This window comes from Tomitella biformata AHU 1821, from assembly GCF_000524475.1.
Lineage (GTDB): Bacteria > Actinomycetota > Actinomycetes > Mycobacteriales > Mycobacteriaceae > Tomitella > Tomitella biformata.
On record NZ_BAVQ01000007.1, the window covers coordinates 97,445 to 117,619 of the forward strand.

Below are 20,175 nucleotides of genomic sequence, written 5' to 3' on the forward strand. Positions count from 1 at the left end.
TGGCCGGGCAGGCACGTACTCTGTCACTGTGTTCAGCAACATTGGATGGGGCGAGATGGCGATCCTGGTGATCGCGGCCCTCATCATTTTGGGACCCGAGCGGCTACCGAGCGCGATGTCTTGGGTGGCCAAGGCGTTGAAGCAGGCCCGCGAGTACGCGACCGGCGCCCAGACTCAGCTCAAGGACGAGCTGGGTCCGGAGTTTGAGGAATTCAAGAAGCCGTTCGAGGAGTTACGCGGGATGCGGGGGATGACGCCGAAGGGTGTCATCACCAAGCATCTGTTCGACGGCGACGACTCCATCTTCACCGGCAACTTCGACTCGAAGCCCAACCCTCCAGCACCGCTGCCCCCCGCCCAGAGCCCCTCAGCCCAGAGCCCCTCAGCCCAGAACCCGCCGGCCCAGATCCCTTCGGCTGGACCCGATCCTGCCCCGGGCGCGCCCACGCGGTACGACTCCGAGGCGACCTGACCACAGACCACAACGCCGGGCCTCCCCTCAGGGCGGCCCGGCGTTGTGGTCTGTTCAGGTCGGTGGGCTAGCCGCCCGCGGGATTGATGTTCAGTGACATGCCCACGAGGCCCTTGCGGCGGACGGCGAGCTTGTCCGCCACCGCGATCAGTGCGGCTCCGGCTGGCGACTCGGGTGCGCTGAGCACGATCGGAACACCGGCATCGCCGGACTCGCGGACCGCGGTCTCGAGGGGGATCTGGCCGAGCAGGGGCACGTCCGCGCCCACCGCCCTGGTCAGGCTCGCCGCCACGGCCTCGCCGCCGCCGGCGCCGAAGATCTCCATGCGGGTGCCATCGGGCAGCTCCAGCCAGGACATGTTCTCGATGACGCCAGCGATCCGCTGACGGGTTTGCAGCGCGATCGCCCCGGCCCGCTCGGCGACCTCGGCGGCCGCCTGCTGTGGCGTGGTGACCACGAGGATCTCCGCGCCCGGGATCAGCTGTGCGACGGAGATGGCGATGTCGCCGGTACCCGGCGGCAGATCCAGCAGCAACACGTCAAGATCGCCCCAAAACACATCAGCCAGGAACTGTTGCAGCGCGCGGTGCAACATCGGGCCGCGCCAGACCACCGGCGCGTTGCCGGTGGTGAACTGGGCGATCGAGATCAGCTTCACCTCATGCGAGATGGGCGGCATGATCATCTTCTCGACCTGAGTCGGCTTGGCGTCGGTGCCGAGCATGCGAGGCACCGAGTGGCCGTAGATATCCGCGTCGAGGACGCCGACGTTCAGGCCCTTGGCCGCGAGCGCGGCCGCCAGGTTGACCGTCACGCTGGACTTGCCCACGCCGCCCTTGCCGGAGGCCACCGCGTACACCCGGGTCATGGACCCTGGCTGTGCGAACGGGATGATCGGTTCCTCGGAATTGCCGCGCAGGCTGCGGCGCAACTCGGTGCGCTGCTCGTCGCTCATCACGTCGAGCTCCACCTTGATGGCGCTCACCCCGGGCACATCGGCGACAGCCTTGGTGACCCGCTCGGTGATCTCAGAGCGCATCGGGCACCCGGCAATGGTGAGGTAGATACCAATGTCGACGCTTCCATCGGGATGGATATCGACACTTTTAACCATCCCGAGTTCCGTAATTGGCTTGCGGATCTCAGGATCATCGACACGGGCTAACGCCGTTCGGACTGCGGAATCAGTGAGCTCAGACATCGCTTCCGATCATAGGCTGAGCGATCTTGCCACGCGAACCTCGCAGCCGCATCGCTTAACGGGAATGAACATACAGCTTATGTCTACCCCACGCCCCGGTCATTGGCTTGCGGTGGCCTTCAGGCGGGTGGCGCGGGGCAATCGATAAAGCACGGCAGTTCGGGGATGGGGATGCTGATCCCGGGTGCTATGTCGATGTGTTTGACGTCGTCGACCGTGGGCGCGGGCGTGTCCTCCGGTGGCGGCAGCACGTCGGGCGTCGGGGCCGGTGTGAGGTCGGGCTGCGCGTCGATGGACTTCTCGCCCTCGCCGATCGGCGGAAGGTCGGATTCGGTCGGGTATGCCCCGGTACCATAGCCGATGGCCCAGGACTGCACGTTCTGGACGTATGCGGCGGAGTGGTTGTAGCGGAGGATCGCGGCCGCGGTCTGGCCGATATCGGACAGGTTGATGCCGGCCGAGCACAGGAGGCGGCCCGCCGCGAACGCCGCGTCGTAGACGTTGTTGGGGTCGACGATCCCGTCGTTATTGCCGTCGGCGCCGAAGGTGGACCAGGTGCCCGGCATGAACTGCATGGGTCCGACAGCGCGGTCAAAGGCGGCGTCGCCGTCGAGAGCGCCGCCGTCGCTGTCGGTGATGACCGCGTTGCCCGGGAGATGTCCGTCCAGGACTGGGCCGAGGATGCGGGTGGTCGTGTTGCCGTTGATGTCCGCCCGGCCGCCGCTGGCATGGCCGGACTCGACCTTGCCGATACCCGCGAGCAGGTTCCACGGCAGCGCGCAGACGGGCTGGACCGTGGCCATCAGGTCGGCGGCGTGCTGATAGGCGTGCATTATGATGCCCGGGATGCCGAGGGGTCCGGGGGCGAGCTGCGCCAGCGGGCCAGGCAGGGCGGCGGGATTCGCCGAGCCGGCGGCGACAACTGGCACAGCGGCAGTCCGATATTCCGGGATGGGCCGCAACGCCGACGGCACGATGCCCACGTGCTCGGTGACTGCGGGCTCGGTGACTGTGGGCAGGGCGATGAGGGGGCCGGCGCTCCCGGAGGCTGGAGCGCTGAGCAGCTGCAGCAGATTGACCGGCTGCTGCTGGGCGCCCTCGGAGGCGACGGGAGCGGCCGCAGCCAGGCCCGTCAGGCCCAGGGGCAACAGTGCGATCAGCGCGAGAGTGGACGTGCGTCGACCAAAAGTGAACAACCAGGATTTGGCCACCGGCACGACCCCCAAGCATCGATGTGAAGCGACTGTCACTCAACTGTGACTGAGGATACATACCGGCGCGGCGGCGCGGGGCCCTATCCCGGAGCCGGGGCTATTCGTGTGCGCTCGGCGGGGCCGAGGCCGGCGGGGGACCAGGATTGTTCTGAGCTACCAGCAGCTCGCGAATCTCGTCGAGCTCCCGGCGCAGATAGTCGCGGGTGGCGACCTCGCCCACCGCCAGCCGCAGCGCCGCGAGCTCGCGGGCCAGGAACTCGGTGTCGGCCTTGGTTTGGGCCGCGCGGGTGCGATCCTCCTTGAGGGAGACCTTGTCCCGGTTCTCCTGCCGGTTCTGCGCCAGCAGGATGAGCGGGGCGGCGTAGGCGGCCTGGGTGGAGAAGGCCAGGTTGAGGAGGATGAACGGGTACGGGTCCCAGCGGAGGGTGACCGCGAAAACGTTCAAGAGGATCCACACGATCACGATCACGGTCTGGATCGCCAGGTAGCGGACGGTCCCGAAGAAGCGGGCCACCCCCTCGATGGTGCGGCCGGCGGCCTCGGGGTCCAGGTGCAGCTGCAGCCGGTGGCGATCGCGCGGTGTATCCAGGCGCTGGGAGGTGGTGCTGACCTTCTTCTCAGCCATTGATTGCGCCTCCGCTCTTGATCTCGTGCACCGTCGGGTCATCTTGGCGCTCGCGCCAATCCACGGGGAGCAGGTGGTCCAGCACGTCGTCGACGCTGACGGCGCCGAGGAGATGGTTCTGGTCGTCGAGCACGGGCCCGCACACCAGGTTGTAGGTGGCGAAATACCGGGTGACGGCTGCCAGGGTGTCGGCCGGGTCCAGGCGTGGCAGATCCGCGTCGAGGACGCCCGCGACGAGTTCCGCAGGGGGCTCGCGCAGCAAGCCCTGCAGATGCACACAACCGAGGTAGCGCCCGGTGGGTGTGGCGGTGGGCGGGCGGACCACGAAGGCCATGGATGCGAGCGCCGGGGTGAGGTCCGGGTTCCGGAGCCGGGCGAGAGCTTCGGCGACCGTCGTGTTCGGGGTCAGGACGACGGGCTTCGGGGTCATCATGCCGCCGGCGGTGTCGGGCGAGTGCTCTAGGAGGCGGCGCACCGGCTCCGAGTCCTCAGGGTCCATCAACCGCAACAGGGCCTCGGCCTCGGGCGCCGCCAACTCGCCCAGCAGGTCGGCGGCGTCATCCGGATCCATCGCCTCGAGCAGGTCCACCGCGCGCTTCTCCCCAAGGTGGGTGAGCACGTCGGTCTGGTCGTCCGCGGGGAGCTCCTGCACCACGTCGGCCAGCCGCTCGTCGTCGAAGGCGTCCGCGAGCTCGTGGCGGCGCTTGTCTGGCAGATCCCGCATCGCCCGCGCGACGTCCGCGGGGTGCATCCCCTCGAACTGCGCGAGCAGCTGGGTCGTGCCCTGGCCGGGCAGTGTGAGGGAGTGCTGGCTCAGCCCCTGGACGTTTTTCCACTCCGTGACGTGGATTGCACCGCGCCGGGCCAGCCGATGCCGGTGCCGGCGGACGGCCACCCGGGCGACCATCCAGTCCCGGCTGCGGGTGCGTTCCAGGCCGAGGTCGACCACGATGGCGTCGACATCGGCCAGCTCGGGTATCCCAGGATCGCGGATCTGGACCTTCGAGTCCAAGACCTGCGCCACGACGAGGGTCTCGGAGGGGCGCTGGTTGAATTGGCGCAGTGACACCGTGCCGGTCGCCAGGGTCACGGACGTGATGTCCATCGAGGTCACCCGCAGGATCGGCACGAAAATGCGCCGCCGCGTCAGCATCTCGACGACCAGGCCCAGCACGCGTGGGGGAGCGGCCCCCAGGCGGAGGCTGATCACCACGTCACGGACTCGCCCGATCGACTCGCCGTCGGGACCCAGGACCGCCAAGCCGACCATTCGCGCCGCGAACACCTTGCTCACCTGTCCCATGGCTGAAAGGCTAGAGGCTGTGGGCTGGCGATGTGCGGTTCGGTCCAGTAAAACTTTCCCCGAGGAGTGGTGTTCGCAGTGGACAACGTTCGTGACCGGCCCAGACGCTCAGTGCTCGCCGTGCCCGGCAGCAGCGCGAAGATGATCGCCAAGGCCAAGACGCTGCCGGCCGACGCGGTCTTCCTAGATCTGGAGGACGCCGTCGCGCCGCTGGCCAAGGAGGAGTCGAGGCAGCGGATCGTGGAGGCCCTCAACTCCGACGGCTGGGGCGGGCAGATCAAGTCGGTGCGGGTAAACGACTGGACGACGCCGTGGACCCACGCCGACGTCATCGCGGTGGTCGCCGGCGCAGGGGCGCGACTGGACGCTATTCTGCTGCCCAAGGTCACCGACCCCGTGCAGGTGCAGGCGCTCGATCTGCTGCTCACCCAGTTGGAGCAGTTGCATGGCCTCGAGCGTGGGCGCATCGGGATCGAGGCTCAGATCGAGGATGCTCGGGGCCTGCTGGCCATCAACGCGATTGCCGCCGCCAGCCCGCGACTGCAGACGCTCGTGTTCGGCCCGGCGGACTTCATGGCGAGCCTGAACATGCGGACGCTGGTCGTCGGAGAGCAGCCGGACGGCTATGACACCGGCGACGCCTACCACCATGTGCTGATGTCGATCCTCGTCGCGGCGCGGGCACACGGGTTGCAGGCCATCGATGGCCCGTACCTGCAGATCAAAGACTTGGATGCGTTCCGGCGCTCGGCGGCCCGCACGGCGGGCCTCGGCTTCGACGGCAAGTGGGTGCTGCATCCGACGCAGATTGACGCCGGCAATGAGGTTTTCAGCCCGCGGCTGTCAGACTATGACCACGCGGAGCTGATCGTCGCCGCATATGAGCACCACACCTCCGCCGCGGGCGGCGCTCGTGGCGCGGCCATGCTCGGTGATGAAATGATCGATGAGGCGAGCAATAAGATGGCGAGGGTGATCGCCGCGAAGGGCCGGGCCGCGGGGATGGCTCGTACCGTGGAGTTCACACCGCCCGACAGCACAGGAGCCAAGAGCACATAATGACTAATCCCATTGGGGGCGTCGGTTCGCCGCGCAGGCAGGGACTGCCGACGCCGCCGACCGGCTGGCCGATCGGCTCGTACAAGACCTACGCCGAGGCGCAGCGCGCGGTGGACTTTCTGTCCGACGAGCAATTCCCCGTCCAGCACGTGACCATCGTGGGCGTGGACCTGATGCAGGTTGAGCGCGTTTTGGGCCGGTTGACCTGGCGCAAGGTGATCGGCGGCGGGCTGGTGTCCGGCGCCTGGCTCGGCGTGTTCTTCGGGTTGCTGCTCGGCATCGTCACCGGCGGCTTCGTGCAGCCGCTGCTACTGGGCCTGGTGGGCGGGCTCATCTTCGGCGTTATCTCCACCTCGGTGCCGTATGCGGCGACGAAGGGCCAGCGAGACTTCTCGTCGACGATGCAGCTGGTCGCCGGGCGCTACGACGTGCTGTGCGAGCCCGGTCAGGCGGAGCAGGCGCGGGATATGCTCGCGAAATTGGCGCTGTGACGTTTTAACGTTCAGCCCGGCTGTTGGCCCAAGCGGGTCAGCAGCAGGGTCTCGGCTACGGCGCAGCGCTCGATCTCGCCGGGGTCCACGCTCTCGTTGGGCGCGTGGATGGCGCAGGACGGCTCCTCCACGCCGATCAACGCGATCTCGGCCTCGGGGTGCGCAGTGGCCAGCGCGGTGCACAGTGGGATTGAGCCGCCCTGGCCGCTGGTCACGACAGGCCGCCCGAACGCGTCGGCCAGCGCCTGCGTGAGCACCGCATAGCCGGGGCCGTCGACGCGGGCCTGGAACGGCCGGCCGACGGGTTCCCGCTCGATGGTCAGTCGCGCGCCCCACGGCGTGTGCGCAAGCAGATGGGCCGCCAGCGCATCCTGGGCCGCCACCGGGTCCATGCCGGGCGGGACGCGTAGGTTCAGCCGGGCCTCGGCGTTGGGCTGCACGGCGGCGGCGGATCCGAGGACGGATGGGCAGTCGATTCCGAGGACGGTCAACGCCGGTCTGGCCCAGACCATCTCGGCGACCTCCCCAGATCCGGTGAGGGCGACGCCATCGAGCACGCCGGCGTCGGCGCGGAAGCGGGACTCGGGATAGGTGACCCCGTCCCAACCCTGTGCGGCCTCGAGTCCATCGATGGTGGTGTCGCCGTTGGCATCCCGCAGCGAGGCGAGCATCGAGATCAGGGCGGCCAACGCGTCGGGCGCGGCGCCGCCGAACATCCCCGAGTGCACCTCGCCGCGCAGGGTCTCAACGCGCACATCGACATTCGCGATTCCGCGCAGCGTGGTGGTCAGAGTCGGCTCGCCGACTGCCACGTTGCCCGAGTCCGCGATGACGATCAGGTCGGCAGCGAACAGCTCTGGGCGCTTCGCCACCAGGTCCTCGAGCCCGCCGCCGCCAGTCTCCTCCGAGCCCTCCGCAACGATGCGGACACCCACGGGGAGCGGGCCATCCGCCGCCAGGGCGCGCAGCGCGGTCAAGTGCATGACGAGATTGCCCTTGCAGTCGGCGGCGCCGCGTCCGTACCAACGGCCGTCCCGATCGGTTAGCGTCAGCGGTTCCGAGTCCCAGAGCGCCAGATCGCCCAGCGGCTGAATATCGTAGTGGCAGTAGAGCAATACCGTCGGGGCGCCGGCCGGCGCGGGGTGGTGGCCCAGCACCGCGTCGCTGCCGTCGGAGGTGCGCACCAGCGTGGTGTCCGTGATGCCCGCAGCGATGAACGCGTCCCGCACCCACACCGCCGCCCGTTCGCACTCCGCCGGCGGTGCCTGCAGCGGGTCGGCGATCGAGCGGATCGCGACCAGCGCAGCGAGGTCCGCACGGGCCGCCGGCATCAGCGCGCGCACCCGGTCTCGAATCTGTTGCGTTGGGATCATCGGATGCGTTGGCGACATTGCGCGGCCTCTTCCCGAGTAGGCATGAGCATTTGCCGTCCACTTTGCCACCCGGGTGCCGCACTGCGCCCGTTCGCCGGTCGGCCGGGCCGACTCGGGTTAGATGGGCACCATGGCGCAGAACGTGGCAGCAACGGTAAAGGCACACCTGGTTGAGCGATTCGGCGAGCCGTCGGCCAGCGCGTCGGTGACATTCCTCGGGCTCGAGGCGGTGGATGTGCTGTGCTTCGCGGACAACGGGGTAGTCCGGTACGCGTCGGTGGGCTGCGCGCGAACCCCGATGAACGACCCGACGCAGATCCTCAATGACCCCCACCTGGGCCCACGCGCGGAGGTCATCATCTCGATCCGCAACGTGGGCGTGCACCCCAACGGTCTGCACCGGCGCGTCGCGGTACTGGCGGCGGCCCCGGCGGTCGAGGGTGTGGTCCTGGCGGCCGACGGGCTGATGGACTTGGGCGAGCCGCTCTGGGACGGCTCCCGATTTTCCGCGGTGCTGCTCGGCCCGTCGGACGTGCCGGACTTGGCGCTGGCCGCGCCCGCCGATGCCGAGCCGCGCGACCCAGTGCAGTTCCTCGAGGCCGTGCCCATCACCGCCACAGAAGCCGCGTGGGTGCGGGTGCGCGGCGCGGAGGCACTGCGCGAGGCCTGGGCCGAGGCCAAGATCGACGTCACCGACCCCACTCGAGGGCCCGTGACGCTCTGAGCTGGGGTGGGCGCCCCACTTCGGCGGGCTGGGGCGGCGCGCTGACAGAATAGTCGGGTGCGCATCGACCTTCACACGCATTCCACCGCCTCCGACGGCACCCTGAGCCCGGCGGAGATCATCGTCGCGGCCGGGGCCGCAGGCCTCGACGTGGTGGCGCTGACCGATCATGACTCCACCGCCGGCTGGGACGAGGCGGTGGCGGCCCTGTCCAGCGGCGGCCCCGCGGTCCGGCTGGTGCGCGGCATGGAGATGTCGACCATCGCACGCGGCGAGGACGGCCGGCCGGTGCCGGTTCACCTCCTGGCCTATCTCTTCGACCCCGCCCACGAGGCGTTTGCCGCCGAGCGGCGACGTTTGCGCGCCGAGCGTGGAACCCGGCTGCGCACAATGGCCGAGCGGATGGCGGCGGATGGGCTGCCGGTGGACGCGGACGAGATCATGGCCGCCGCGGGACCGTCGGCGGGCCGGCCGCATCTGGCGCGTGCGCTGCTGGAGGCAGGCGTCGTCGTGAGCATAGGGGAGGCTTTCGAGAGCATCCTCGCGCCGAGCAGCCCCTACTACCTGGACAAGGCGGACACCGACATCGCTGACGCGATCACGCTGATCGACAGGGCGGGCGGGGTGAGCGTGCTGGCGCACCCGCTGGCTCGGGCCCGCGGCCGCCTCATCGATCTCGACCATGTACGCGAGCTGGCGGCTCCTGCGCGGCTCGGCGGCACGCTGGCGGGCATCGAGGTGGACCATCCCGACCACAACAGCGCGGACCGTTCCGCGCTGCGGGAGCTGGCCTCCGAACTGGGGCTGATCACCACCGGATCGTCCGACTTCCACGGCGAGAACAAGAGCACGAGGTTGGGTGAGAACACGACGTGCCCGGACCAGTACGCTGCGCTAGTCGGACAGGCCACCGGGATCTCGGTGCTCGGAGGGAGGGACGGCGATGGCGCGGCGTGAGAGTTGGGTGCCGGAGGGGACCGCGGGTGAACCTGGGTCGGCCGACTATTACCGGGACGACTACCCGGATGACTACTACGCAGGGGACTATTACCAGGATGAGGACCCCGGCAGCCCGTTGTCGGCGGGGATTCTCGTCCGCGCGCTGCGCGCCCTGAGCGGTTCGGTGGTGGCTGGGCTGGCCTTGCTCGCAGTGGTGGTGATCGTCGTGGGGGTCCTCGGGGGCCAGCGGGGATTCCCCGGTCCTGGCGCCGTGTCGATCAGCGTGCACGTGGCGGGCACCGTCGTGGCGGTACTGTGCCAGCGGTTCGCTGACCGGCGACGCGATATTCTTGCGGCCCTCGCCTCGCTCGCGGTGTTCGCCATCGCGGGCGCGGTGCTGTGGACCCAGTGGTGGAACTAAGCAGTCTAGAGCTCGACGCTAAGCTGTATAACAACACTTGGGCACCTCCAGTGTTGCGACGGCCACACCAAGCAAGGTCGCAACTTTGGTGATCTCCAGACCCAGATCGATTGACAACGACACTGCAGGAGTTAACACGTGACCGCCGATTCGACCGCCAGCAACAGCAACCAGGCGCAGCTGTCCGCGCTGACCTCGGACGAGATTTTCACGGGCCACCTCGGTGGCAAGCTCTCCGTGGAGACGACGACGGCGCTGGACAGCCAGCGCGCCCTGTCGATCGCGTACACGCCTGGTGTTGCCGAGGTGAGTCTGGCGATTGAGAAGGACCCCGAGCTCGCCAAGCTCTATACCTGGACCGACCGCCTCGTCGCGGTCATCTCCGACGGCACCGCGGTCCTGGGCCTCGGAGACATCGGCCCGCGGGCCTCGCTGCCCGTCATGGAGGGCAAGGCGGCCCTGTTCAAGGCGTTCGCCGGGCTGAACGCGATTCCGATTGTCCTGGACACCCAGGACCCCGACGAGATTGTCGAGACCATCGTCCGGATGCGCATGAGCTTCGGCGCGGTCAACCTGGAGGATATCTCCGCCCCGCGCTGCTTCGAGATTGAGCGTCGCGTCATCGAGGCGCTGGACTGCCCCGTCATGCATGACGACCAGCACGGGACCGCCATCATCGTGCTCGCCGCGCTGAAGAACGCTGCCCGAGTGCTGGGCCGCGACTTCGCCACCCTGCGGGTGGTCATCTCCGGCGCCGGCGCCGCCGGAGTCGCCTGCGCGAAGATCATGCTCGCGTCGGGTATCGAGGACCTCACTGTGTTGGACTCGGCCGGAATCGTTGAATCGGGCCGCGCGAACCTCAACGAGAGCAAGCGCGAGCTGGCTGCCCTCACGAACCAGAAGGGCCGCTCCGGCGGCCTCGCTGAGGCGATGGACGGCGCGGATGTCTACGTGGGGGTTTCCACCGGCACCGTCCCCGAGGAGGTCATCAAGACGATGGCGGCCGACCCGATCATCTTCGCGCTATCGAACCCGACGCCCGAGGTGCACCCGGACATCGCGCGCAAGTACGCGGCGGTGGTGGCCACGGGGCGCAGCGACTTCCCGAACCAGATCAACAACGTGCTGGCCTTCCCCGGCGTGTTCAAGGGTGCACTCGACGTGGGCGCCACCAAGATCACCGAGGGCATGAAGCTCGCGGCGGCGAACGCCATTGCGGACCTGCTCACCGACGATCTCGCAGCAGACCACATCGTGCCCTCTCCCTTGGATGCGCGCGTGGCGCCGGCCGTGGCCGCTGCAGTGGCCGCGGCGGCTATCGCGGAGGGCGTGGCGATGGGGTCCGGGCCTACCCCGTTGGCGACAACCACCGCGGCAGTGTGACCGTGTCGGGGGTTGGGCGGGCCGCACACGCGCGCAGGCTGGCGGTGGTGGCGCCGATCGTGGCGCTGACGCTGGGGCTGGCCGCGTGCGGTGGCGGCACGATCGGTGGTGACTTCGTTGCGACCAACGCGGTGATTGGCTCCGACGACTCGACGCAGAGCAGGATCACCGCGGAGATCTACGCGGCGGCGCTGCGCGGTACGGGGAAGACGGTGACGACCGACCTGGCCGTGGGGGACCGCGCGGACACGCTCCGGGCGCTCGGGTCCGGCCGGGTGAGCCTGGTGCCCGACCACTCCGGCGCTCTCATCGACTACTTTCAGCCGGATGCGCGGTTCACTTTTAGCCCTCCCGCCGACGCGCCCGTGCCGGACCCCGCCGCGGTCACAGAGGAGACGTACCGGCAGCTCAGCAGTGTGCTGCCGGAGTACCTGCGGGTGGCCGACCCCGCGCTGGCACAGCACCAGTCCGCGCTGGCGATGACTGCGGAGAATGCGAGTCGGCTGCAGATCTCCACCGTCGCGGAGCTGGGGCCCCAGTGCGCCACCATGACTCTGGGGGTGGAGCCCGGCATGCTCGACCAGGCGATGGCGCTGCGTTCGCTGGCGGAGGTGGACCAGTGCCAGTTCGCGCGCGTCGTGCAGGTGGGCTCGGCGGCAGAAGCGCGAGAGAAGTTGGCGGCCAATGAGATTCAGGTGGCTGGCACCTTCGTCGGTGCGCCCGGAATGGACGACGACGGAGTCATCGCGCTGAGTTTCCCGGTGGGCCAACTGCCGGCGCAGAACGTGATCCCGCTGTTTCGGAACGGCGAGCTGACCGATGATGAGATCCGAGCGCTCAACAAGGTTGCCGGCGAGCTGACCACCGAGGACCTGCAGGACATGGTGGGACAGGTTGACGCGGGCGGCAGTCAGATCGGCACTGTCGTGGGGGACTGGCTGGCCGCGCACAGCTTTTAGGGGAGGAGTAGCGGGCGCAGACGGGCAACCGTCCGCGCCCGCCTTCTCCTAGGCCAGGTGGGACCGGATGAATGCGCCGATGGCGGCCACGGACTCCGCGGCGGGCTTGACCAGGGAGGCCTGCAGTTGCGCCACATGCCACAGCACGTCCGACCTCACGAACTCCACCTCGACGCCGCCGTCGCGCAGGCGCTCCACATAGGCGCAGACCTGGTCATGCAGGACCTCCGCGGTGCCCACGGTGACGAAGGTCGGCGGCAAGCCCTCGGTGGGGGCGTACATGGGCGCGAAGCCCGGATCGTGCGGTGCCGCGGAGCCGCGGTAGGCGTCGGCCGCGGGGTATACCCAGGCCGTGCGCACCACCACGTCAGCGGCCTGGCGGGTGTCGCGGTTCGCCGGATCCACCGACGGCGCGATCAGCGCGAGCGCCCCCGGGACGAGGCCGTGCTCATCGATGGCCCGTCGTGCTGTCGCCGCGGCGATCCCCCCGCCGGCGGAGTCTCCCGCCACAGCGACCTGGGCAGCTGACGAGCCCCGTCGCGACGCCAACTCCACGAACGCCGCCACCGCGTCGTCGACCGCGGCCGGATAGGGATGTTCGGGCGCGAGCCGGTAGTCCAGCGTGAACACCTTGGCACCGGCCGCCAATGCCAGGTGCGCTGCCAGCGAGCGGTGCGTGCGCGGCGAACCCATTGTGAAGGCCCCGCCGTGCAGGTACAAGATCGCGCGGGGTGACTCAGCGCCGGGCGCGCCCTTTATGGGGGTGTGCTGCTCGGCGGGGCGGCCGCCGAGCAACACCTGTTTCCGGTCTACCCCCTTGGGCACTGTCTGGATCACTGCGGCCGCGTCCATGATCCGGCGCTGCAGATGCCACGGCAGGCGCGGATTGAGGACCGCCCAATAGAACGGGCGGAGCGCCGTCGCGACCAACCGCGGCGGCAGGTACGGGGGCCAGCCACCCCGGCGAGGGTCTGCCATCGCCTTAGAGAACGCTTCCGGTGGTCGGCGCGGGGGCCTTCGGCTTGGGCATCGCGAGGCCGGTGACCGTCGACACGATCCGCTGGTAGCCGGAGCCGGTGATGCGGACGAAGAGGTCCAGGACGCGGGCGTCCATGCCGATCAGCACGCGGCCGCGGTTGCCGGTCACGCCCTTGAGGATGCGCTTGGCCGCCGCGTCCGGGCTGGTGTGGGCCAGGTAGCGGTCGAAGAACTGCGCGAGGTCGGCCTGGTCTTGGGAGTCCGCGGTGGTGGAGTTGCGGGCGATCGCCGTCTTGATGCCGCCCGGGTGCACGCAGGTGACCTGCACCGGCTGCTTGCTGATCATCATCTCCTGGCGGAAGGACTCGGTGAACCCGCGCACCGCGAACTTCGCGGCGTTGTACGCGCTCTGGCCGGGGATCGAGAGCAGGCCGAACAGGCTCGAGACATTGACGACGTGCCCGTCGCCGGACTCGATCAGGTACGGCAGGAAGGCCTTCGTGCCATTGACCACGCCCCAGAAATCCACGTCCATCACGCGCTCGATGTCCTTGAACTCCGAGACCTCGACATCCCCGGTAAAGGCGATGCCAGCGTTGTTGAAGATCATGTTGACGACGCCGAAGTGCTCGTGGACCGCCGCCGCGTAGTCGAGGAACGCCTCACGCTGGGTCACATCGAGGGGTGCCGAGTGGACCTGCGCGCCGAGGAGCTCCGCCTGCCGCACGGTCTCTGCGAGGCCAATGGTGTCCATGTCGGAGAGCGCAAGCTTCGCGCCGCCCTTTGCCAGGTTCAGCGCGAGCGCGCGGCCGATGCCGGACCCCGACCCGGTGATGACGGCTACTTTTCCAGCGATTTCAGTCATGATGCGGAACCCTCCAGGGCGGTCTTGGTGCTGGTGGCCAAATCCCGGCGGGAGGTGGCGTGATAGGCGTCGAGGTCGAATTTCTTGGTGAGCTTGCGAAACTCGAAGGTGTGTCCGGGCCAGAGGGTGGTGTTGTTGCCGTGCTTATCGAGGTACCAGCTGGCGCAGCCGCCGGTCATCCACACGGTCGGCTTGAGCCGCTCCTGCAATTCCCGGTTGAAGTCCGCAGACACGTCCCCGCGGACCTCGACGCTGGACAGCCCGTGCCGCTTCAATGTGGCGACGGCCTCGACGGCGTAGGTGATCTGCGACTCGATCATGTAGACCATCGAGCTGTGGCCCAGGCCTGTGTTCGGCCCCACGAGGAAGAACATATTGGGGAAGTCCGCCACGGCGGTGCCCTTATAGCCCTGCATGCCGATGCGGTCCCAGGTCTCGGAGAGCGTCGTGCCGGTCTTGCCGCGGATGACCTCGAACACGGGGGAGTCGGTGACGTGGAAACCGGTCGCCACGATCAGCGCGTCGATCTCCCGGACGGTGCCGTCCTTGGTGACGATGGAGCCGGCCCGGACCTCGGAGATGGGGTCGGTCACCACGTCCACATTGGGCTGGGCCAGCGCTGGGTAGTAGTTGTTCGAGATCAGCATGCGCTTGCAGCCCATGCTGAAGTTCGGGGTGACCTTCGCGCGGAGGACGGGGTCCTTGATGGCCTTGCGCAGGTGCATCGTCGCGCTCAGCTGCAGCGGCTTGAGCAGTGCGGGCAGCTTGGTCAGTCCGACGACCTGCGTCTCGCGCAACGCATAGACGCCGGCACGGGCGAGGCGTTGGAAACCAGGGACGTGCTTATAGGCGAACCGCTCGACCGCGCTGTACTCGCGGTCCGCACGCGGCAGGATCCACGGTGCGGTGCGCTGGTACACGTCCAGGTGCGAGACCTTGCCCGCGATCGCCGGCACGATCTGGATGGAGGAGGCACCGGTGCCGATGACGGCGACGCGCTTGCCCGTCAGGTCCACATCGTGGTTCCAGCGGGAGGAATGGAAGATCTCGCCCTCGAAGTCGCCAATGCCCTTGATGTCCGGCAGCGCGGGCTCGCACAGCGCGCCGACCGCGGGGATGACGATGCTCGCGGTGAACTCACCCTGGTTGGTGGTGATGCGCCACAGTGCCGCCGCGGCGTCCCATCGCGCGCCGAGGAGCTCGGTGCTGAACAGGTGGCGGTCCAACACGCCGCTGGCGGCGGCGACGTTGCGGATATACGCCTGGATCTCGGGCTGCTTGGAGAAGGAGCGGCTCCAGTCTGGGTTCAGCGCGAACGAGTACGAGTAGAGCTGCGAGGGCACATCGCACGCCGCGCCGGGGTACGAGTTGTCCCGCCAGGTGCCGCCCACCTCCTCGCCGCGCTCGAGCACGAGGAAGTCCGTGTGCCCCGCCTCGTTGAGTTTGATCGCGGCGCCCAAGCCTGCGAACCCGCTGCCGATGATGATGATCTCGGCGTGCCGGGCCTTGCTGGGGGCGGTGTCCTTCGGCTGTGTGGCTGTGGTCATGACTCAAGAGTAAGTTGCTATTGAACATCAGTCAATAGCCGCGGGGAGGTATTTGCGAACTAATTGACTCAGAGTCAGTACGATGTGGGGGTGGAAGAGAAGAGAACTCGCCTAAGCCCGCAGGCGCGGCGTGCGCAGTTGGTGCACTTGGGGACGCAGATGTTGGCGATCCGCTCCATTGACGCGGTATCGGTGGAGGAGATCGCCGATCAGGCGGGCGTCTCCAGGGGGCTGATTTTTCACTACTTCGGCTCGAAGCAGGGCTTTCTGCTGGCCGTCGTGCGCCATCTGAGTCAAGAGATGATCGACGCCACCGAGCCGGATCCCAATCTCGAGCCGCTGGCACAGCTCAGACACTCGTTGACGGCCTACCTGGACTACGTGACGGAGAACCGTGACGGCTACGTCTCCCTGCTCCGTGGCTCGGCCACCGGGGACGCCGACATGCGCTTGGTGTTCGAGGAGACCCGCACCGCGCTGACCGTCCGAGTCCTCGAGCGCGTGCCCCTCATCGGAATTCCACGCTCCGCGCGGGTAGAGCTGGCGGTACGCGGCTGGATCGCCTTCGTAGAGGAGACCGTGATCACCTGGCTGCGCGAGCCCGAGCTCTCCCGCGAAGAGCTCTTAGAGTTGCTGAACTGGGCCCTGCCGGCCGTCGCGCTCAACCCCCAGGACGCACTGGCGCTGGTGGCGGCCACGGCCCACACCTAGGCTCCCCGGACAGCAGTTCGCCCCCGTTCCTTGACCTAGCTCCCGTGGCAACGGGGGTTGGGCCAAGAAACGGGGGCGAACCCGTCAATCAGGTGCTGAGCGCTAGGCGAACGCCGCCTCGATCAGGTCATGCTGCTCGACCGCGTGCACCTTGCTCGAGCCCGAGGACGGTGCCGACATAGCGCGACGCGAGATCCGCTTGATCCCCGCGAGCAGGTCCGGCAGCAGCTCGGGCAGCGCCAGGCCGATGGTCGGCCACGGGCCCTGGTTCGCCGGCTCCTCCTGGACCCAACGGTATTCCGTCGCGTTCGGGAAGTGCTCGAGAGCCTCGCGGATACGGCGGCTCGGCAGCGGGTAGAGCTGCTCCAGGCGAACGATCGCCGTGTCGGTGATGTTCTCCTTGTCGCGCTTGGCGGCGAGCTCGTAGTAGAGCTTGCCCGCGACAATGAGCACCTTGGTGACCGCGTTGCGGTCGGCGGCGGAGTCGGTGAAGCGCGGATCCCACAGCACCGAGCGGAACTTGTTGTTCGTGAAGTCCGAGACGGGGCTGACCACGGCCTTGTTGCGCAGCATCGACTTCGGCGTGAACACCACCAGCGGGCGGTGGATGCCGTCGTTCGCGTGCCTGCGCAGCAGGTGGAAGTAGTTCGCCGGGGTCGACGGCATGGACACCGTCATCGAGCCCTCCGCGCACAGCTGGAGGAAGCGCTCGATGCGGCCGGAGGTGTGGTCTGGCCCCTGGCCCTCATGCCCGTGCGGGAGCAGCAGGACCACGTTGGAACGCTGGCCCCACTTCGCCTCGCCGGAAGAGATGAACTCGTCGATGATCGACTGCGCGCCGTTGACGAAGTCGCCGAACTGCGCCTCCCAGAGCACCAGCGCGTCGGGGTTGCCCACCGAGTAGCCGTACTCGAAGCCCAGTCCCGCGAACTCCGTGAGCGCGGAGTCGTAGATCAGGAACTTGCCGCCCTTGTCCCCGCCGGTGTTCGCCAGGGGGGTGTACTCGTCCTCGTTCTGACGGTCGATCATCACCGAGTGGCGCTGGCTGAACGTGCCGCGGCGCGAGTCCTGGCCCGAGAACCGCACGAGGCGGCCGTCGTGGACCAGCGAGCCCAGCGCGAGCAGCTCCGCGAACGCCCAGTCGACGTCGCCCTCGCGGGACATCTTCTGTCGACGCTCCATGACGGGCTTGACGCGCGGGTGCGGGTGGAAGCCCTCCGGGTAATCCACATGGGCGTCGCCGATGCGCTCGAGGAGCGTCTGGTCGATGGCGGTGACCAGGCTGGTGCGCAGCGTCTGGTCCTCCACCACGGACTGGCTGGCCTCCGGCGTGAACTTCTCCAGCTCGCGCACCTCGTTGAAGACCCGCTCGAGTTGGCCCTGGTAGTCGCGCAGGGCGTCCTCGGCCTCCTTCATCGAGATGTCACCGCGGCCGATCAGGCCCTCGGTGTAGCTCTTGCGGACGCTGCGCTTGGTGTCGATCAGGTCGTACATGCTCGGCTGCGTCATCGAGGGGTCGTCGCCCTCGTTGTGCCCGCGACGGCGGTAGCAGATCATGTCGATGACGACGTCCTTGCCGAACTGCTGGCGGAAGTCGACGGCCAGCTTGGCCACCCACACGCATGCCTCGGGGTCGTCGCCGTTGACGTGGAACACGGGCGCGTCGATCATCTTCGCCACATCGGTGCAGTACTCGGAGGAGCGCGAGTACTCCGGGGCGGTGGTGAAGCCGACCTGGTTGTTCACGATGATGTGGACGGTGCCGCCGGTGCGGAAACCGCGCAGGAGGGACAGGTTCAGCGTCTCCGCGACGACGCCCTGACCCGCGAAGGCCGCGTCGCCGTGCAGCAGCATCGGCAGGACGGTGAAGCCCTTTTGGCCCTTGTCCAGGATGTCCTGCTTCGCGCGGACCAGGCCCTCGAGGACCGGGTCGACGGCCTCCAGGTGCGAGGGATTGGCGGTCAGCGAGACGGTGATGTCGTTGTCGCCGAACATCTGGATGTAGGTGCCCTCGGAGCCGAGGTGGTACTTCACATCGCCCGAGCCATGCGAGGCCTTCGGGTTCATGTTGCCCTCGAACTCGGTGAAGATCTGCGAGTAGGGCTTGCCCACGATGTTCGCGAGCACGTTCAGGCGGCCGCGGTGCGGCATGCCGATGACGACCTCGTCGAGGGCGTACTCGGCGGCCTGGTCGATGACGGCGTCCATCATCGGGATGACGGTCTCGGCGCCCTCGAGCGAGAAGCGCTTCTGCCCGACGTACTTGGTCTGCAGGAACGTCTCGAACGCCTCGGCGGCGTTGAGCTTGCTCAGGATGTACTTCTGCTGTGCCACCGGCGGCTTGACGTGCCGGATCTCGATGCGGTCCTGGAGCCACTTGCGCTGCTCCGGGTCGAGGATGTGCGTGTACTCGATGCCCATCGTGCGGCAGTACGCGTCGCGCAGCACGCCGAGGACGTCGCGGAGCTTCATCCGCTCCTGGCCGGCGAAGCCGCCAACCGTGAACTCACGGTCCAGGTCCCAGAGGGTCAGGCCGTGGCTGAGCACGTCGAGGTCCGGGTGGCTGCGGAACTTCTCCGGGTTCACGCGCAGCGGGTCCGTGTCGGCCATGAGGTGGCCGCGGCTGCGGTACGCCGCGATGAGCTCGAGGACACGGGTGTTCTTGTCGATCGGACCCGTCGCCTCGTCCCGGCGCCAGCGGACCGGCTCGTACGGCACGCGCAGGTCCGTGAACAGCTCGTCCCAGAACTCGTCGGACAGCAGCAGGGTGTGGATGCGGCGCAGGAACTCGCCGGACTCCGCGCCCTGGATGACGCGGTGGTCGTACGTCGAGGAGAGCGTCAGGAGCTTGCCGATACCGACCTCCGCGAGACGCTCCTCGCTGGAGCCCTGGAACTCTGCCGGGTACTCCATGGCGCCGGCGCCGACGATCGTGCCCTGGCCCTCCATGAGCCGCGGCACGGAGTGCACGGTGCCGATGGTGCCCGGGTTCGTCAGGGAGATGGTGACACCGGTGAAGTCGTCCATCGTCAGCTTGCCGTCGCGGGCGCGCCGCACGACGTCCTCGTAGGCGCCCCAGAACTTCGAGAAGCCCATGGCCTCGCAGTTCTTGATCGCCGCGACGACGAGTGAGCGCTCGCCGTTCTTGCCGGGGAGGTCGATCGCCAGGCCGAGGTTGGTGTGCTCGGGAGTGACGATGTTCGGCTTGCCGTCGATCTCCGCGAAGTGGCGGTTCATGCCGGGGTAGCCGTTCACCGCGCGCACGATGGCGAAGCCGAGGATGTGGGTGAACGAGACCTTGCCGCCGCGGGTACGCCCGAGGTGGTTGTTGAGCACGATGCGGTTGTCGATCATCAGCTTCGCCGGCACGGCGCGGACGCTGGTGGCCACAGGGATGCTCAAGGATGCGGTCATGTTGCGCGCGACCGTCGCGGCGATGCCGCGAAGCACCTTCGCGCCAGGGGTGGGTCCAGCGGTCTTGGCGGGCTGCGTCACAGCAGGTGCTTTCGTCTCAGGTTTTTTCGGCGCAGGTTTTGCGGCCGAGGAAGGCTGGGGTGTGTTAGCCGACTTGGCTGCGGCGGGATTGGCGGGAGCCGGTGTGGCTGTGGCCTGGTTCGCTGGAGCCGCCGGGGGGTTGACAGCGGGCGTGGCGGGGGTAACCGCGTCGGCGCTCTGCTTGGTTGTGGGTGTGGGTTTCGCCTGGCCGTTTTCGCCCCCACCGGGCGAGTAGTCGGCGAGAAAATCGTGCCAACTGGCGTCCACGGAGGACGGGTCCTCCTGGAAGCGCTGGTACATTTCCTCGACCAACCACTGGTTTTGGCCGAACTGCGACGTCGAACTGCTGGTCACGGCAGGAATTCGCCTCGTTTCATTTCACTCACCGATCAGCGTGCATGCCAGTACAGGCTAG

At 68.2% G+C, this 20,175-nt stretch carries 18 protein-coding genes; 9 read left to right on the forward strand and 9 right to left on the reverse strand.

The window, feature by feature from the left end; genetic code table 11:
- The first annotated feature begins 28 nt into the window (after nucleotides 1-28).
- Nucleotides 29-472 carry a Sec-independent protein translocase protein TatB gene (tatB, locus tag TBIF_RS05295; protein ID WP_024793813.1) on the forward strand — a complete coding sequence of 148 codons (444 nt, stop codon included), beginning with the start codon at nucleotides 29-31 and terminating at the stop codon, nucleotides 470-472.
- Between the two features lie 67 nt (nucleotides 473-539).
- Here tatB and TBIF_RS05300 read toward each other — a convergent pair whose 3' ends face one another.
- The 4 genes from TBIF_RS05300 to TBIF_RS05315 all read right to left on the reverse strand — a co-directional run bounded on the left by TBIF_RS05300 (nucleotide 540) and on the right by TBIF_RS05315 (nucleotide 4,815).
- Entirely contained in the window at nucleotides 540-1,673 is a 1,134-nt protein-coding gene (locus TBIF_RS05300) for an Mrp/NBP35 family ATP-binding protein (protein WP_024793814.1), read from the reverse strand.
- A gap of 119 nt (nucleotides 1,674-1,792) precedes the next feature.
- Nucleotides 1,793-2,884, reverse strand: coding sequence for a lytic transglycosylase domain-containing protein (locus TBIF_RS24355; protein WP_235174510.1), 1,092 nt, complete (start codon nucleotides 2,882-2,884; stop codon nucleotides 1,793-1,795).
- A 100-nt stretch (nucleotides 2,885-2,984) separates the two neighbouring features.
- Nucleotides 2,985-3,512 carry a DUF1003 domain-containing protein gene (locus tag TBIF_RS05310; protein ID WP_024793816.1) on the reverse strand — a complete coding sequence of 176 codons (528 nt, stop codon included), beginning with the start codon at nucleotides 3,510-3,512 and terminating at the stop codon, nucleotides 2,985-2,987.
- Entirely contained in the window at nucleotides 3,505-4,815 is a 1,311-nt protein-coding gene (locus TBIF_RS05315; protein WP_024793817.1) for a magnesium transporter MgtE N-terminal domain-containing protein, read from the reverse strand. The genes TBIF_RS05310 and TBIF_RS05315 overlap by 8 nt, the downstream gene beginning before the upstream one ends.
- A 78-nt stretch (nucleotides 4,816-4,893) precedes the next feature.
- Here TBIF_RS05315 and TBIF_RS05320 point away from each other — a divergent pair, with 78 nt between their 5' ends.
- On the forward strand, nucleotides 4,894-5,874 hold the full coding sequence (locus tag TBIF_RS05320) for an HpcH/HpaI aldolase/citrate lyase family protein (RefSeq protein WP_024793818.1): 981 nt from the start codon (nucleotides 4,894-4,896) through the stop codon (nucleotides 5,872-5,874).
- Nucleotides 5,874-6,365, forward strand: a complete 492-nt coding sequence (locus TBIF_RS05325) for a YflT domain-containing protein (RefSeq protein ID WP_024793819.1) — start codon at nucleotides 5,874-5,876, stop codon at nucleotides 6,363-6,365. Before TBIF_RS05320 ends, TBIF_RS05325 begins: the two co-directional genes overlap by 1 nt.
- 11 nt (nucleotides 6,366-6,376) lie before the next feature.
- Here TBIF_RS05325 and TBIF_RS05330 read toward each other — a convergent pair whose 3' ends face one another.
- Nucleotides 6,377-7,738 carry a dipeptidase gene (locus TBIF_RS05330; protein ID WP_148302167.1) on the reverse strand — a complete coding sequence of 454 codons (1,362 nt, stop codon included), beginning with the start codon at nucleotides 7,736-7,738 and terminating at the stop codon, nucleotides 6,377-6,379.
- 130 nt (nucleotides 7,739-7,868) lie between these two features.
- Between TBIF_RS05330 and TBIF_RS05335 the strand changes: the two genes are divergently transcribed.
- The 5 genes from TBIF_RS05335 to TBIF_RS05355 all read left to right on the forward strand — a co-directional run bounded on the left by TBIF_RS05335 (nucleotide 7,869) and on the right by TBIF_RS05355 (nucleotide 12,164).
- Complete coding sequence (locus tag TBIF_RS05335; protein WP_024793821.1) at nucleotides 7,869-8,462, forward strand: suppressor of fused domain protein; 594 nt, start codon at nucleotides 7,869-7,871, stop codon at nucleotides 8,460-8,462.
- Between the two features lie 57 nt (nucleotides 8,463-8,519).
- Nucleotides 8,520-9,419: a PHP domain-containing protein gene (locus tag TBIF_RS05340; RefSeq protein WP_024793822.1), complete on the forward strand. Its 900-nt coding sequence runs from the start codon at nucleotides 8,520-8,522 to the stop codon at nucleotides 9,417-9,419.
- Nucleotides 9,406-9,822, forward strand: coding sequence for a hypothetical protein (locus tag TBIF_RS26155; protein WP_235174512.1), 417 nt, complete (start codon nucleotides 9,406-9,408; stop codon nucleotides 9,820-9,822). Before TBIF_RS05340 ends, TBIF_RS26155 begins: the two co-directional genes overlap by 14 nt.
- Nucleotides 9,823-9,960: 138 nt before the next feature.
- Nucleotides 9,961-11,205 (forward strand): NAD(P)-dependent malic enzyme, encoded by a 1,245-nt coding sequence (locus TBIF_RS05350; RefSeq protein ID WP_024793824.1) that lies wholly within the window; start codon nucleotides 9,961-9,963, stop codon nucleotides 11,203-11,205.
- 47 nt (nucleotides 11,206-11,252) lie between these two features.
- Nucleotides 11,253-12,164 carry a glycine betaine ABC transporter substrate-binding protein gene (locus tag TBIF_RS05355; protein ID WP_158506317.1) on the forward strand — a complete coding sequence of 304 codons (912 nt, stop codon included), beginning with the start codon at nucleotides 11,253-11,255 and terminating at the stop codon, nucleotides 12,162-12,164.
- A 48-nt stretch (nucleotides 12,165-12,212) separates the two neighbouring features.
- Here the strand turns inward: TBIF_RS05355 and TBIF_RS22920 are convergent, their stop codons facing one another.
- The 3 genes from TBIF_RS22920 to TBIF_RS05370 are packed head-to-tail and all read right to left on the reverse strand — an operon-like array spanning nucleotide 12,213 to nucleotide 15,554.
- Nucleotides 12,213-13,142, reverse strand: coding sequence for an alpha/beta hydrolase fold domain-containing protein (locus TBIF_RS22920; protein ID WP_038169876.1), 930 nt, complete (start codon nucleotides 13,140-13,142; stop codon nucleotides 12,213-12,215).
- Between the two features lie 4 nt (nucleotides 13,143-13,146).
- Nucleotides 13,147-14,007: an SDR family NAD(P)-dependent oxidoreductase gene (locus TBIF_RS05365; RefSeq protein WP_024793826.1), complete on the reverse strand. Its 861-nt coding sequence runs from the start codon at nucleotides 14,005-14,007 to the stop codon at nucleotides 13,147-13,149.
- Complete coding sequence (locus tag TBIF_RS05370; protein ID WP_024793827.1) at nucleotides 14,004-15,554, reverse strand: flavin-containing monooxygenase; 1,551 nt, start codon at nucleotides 15,552-15,554, stop codon at nucleotides 14,004-14,006. The genes TBIF_RS05365 and TBIF_RS05370 overlap by 4 nt, the downstream gene beginning before the upstream one ends.
- Before the next feature lie 90 nt (nucleotides 15,555-15,644).
- On the opposite strand from TBIF_RS05370, the gene TBIF_RS05375 reads away from it, so the two are divergent.
- Nucleotides 15,645-16,265, forward strand: coding sequence for a TetR/AcrR family transcriptional regulator (locus tag TBIF_RS05375; RefSeq protein WP_038169879.1), 621 nt, complete (start codon nucleotides 15,645-15,647; stop codon nucleotides 16,263-16,265).
- A 102-nt stretch (nucleotides 16,266-16,367) separates the two neighbouring features.
- Here TBIF_RS05375 and TBIF_RS05380 read toward each other — a convergent pair whose 3' ends face one another.
- Complete coding sequence (locus TBIF_RS05380; RefSeq protein WP_084611548.1) at nucleotides 16,368-20,114, reverse strand: multifunctional oxoglutarate decarboxylase/oxoglutarate dehydrogenase thiamine pyrophosphate-binding subunit/dihydrolipoyllysine-residue succinyltransferase subunit; 3,747 nt, start codon at nucleotides 20,112-20,114, stop codon at nucleotides 16,368-16,370.
- Nucleotides 20,115-20,175 lie beyond the last annotated feature (61 nt).

Excerpts from the sequence above, each read along its gene's own strand:
- TBIF_RS05300 (WP_024793814.1), bottom strand. The coding sequence starts at position 1,673 with ATGTCTGAGCTCACTGATTCCGCAGTCCGAACGGCGTTAGCCCGTGTC.
- TBIF_RS05310 (WP_024793816.1), bottom strand. The coding sequence starts at position 3,512 with ATGGCTGAGAAGAAGGTCAGCACCACCTCCCAGCGCCTGGATACACCG.
- TBIF_RS05315 (WP_024793817.1), bottom strand. The coding sequence starts at position 4,815 with ATGGGACAGGTGAGCAAGGTGTTCGCGGCGCGAATGGTCGGCTTGGCG.
- TBIF_RS05325 (WP_024793819.1), top strand. The coding sequence starts at position 5,874 with ATGACTAATCCCATTGGGGGCGTCGGTTCGCCGCGCAGGCAGGGACTG.
- TBIF_RS05330 (WP_148302167.1), bottom strand. The coding sequence starts at position 7,738 with ATGATCCCAACGCAACAGATTCGAGACCGGGTGCGCGCGCTGATGCCG.
- TBIF_RS05335 (WP_024793821.1), top strand. The coding sequence starts at position 7,869 with ATGGCGCAGAACGTGGCAGCAACGGTAAAGGCACACCTGGTTGAGCGA.
- TBIF_RS26155 (WP_235174512.1), top strand. The coding sequence starts at position 9,406 with ATGGCGCGGCGTGAGAGTTGGGTGCCGGAGGGGACCGCGGGTGAACCT.
- TBIF_RS22920 (WP_038169876.1), bottom strand. The coding sequence starts at position 13,142 with ATGGCAGACCCTCGCCGGGGTGGCTGGCCCCCGTACCTGCCGCCGCGG.
- TBIF_RS05365 (WP_024793826.1), bottom strand. The coding sequence starts at position 14,007 with ATGACTGAAATCGCTGGAAAAGTAGCCGTCATCACCGGGTCGGGGTCC.
- TBIF_RS05370 (WP_024793827.1), bottom strand. The coding sequence starts at position 15,554 with ATGACCACAGCCACACAGCCGAAGGACACCGCCCCCAGCAAGGCCCGG.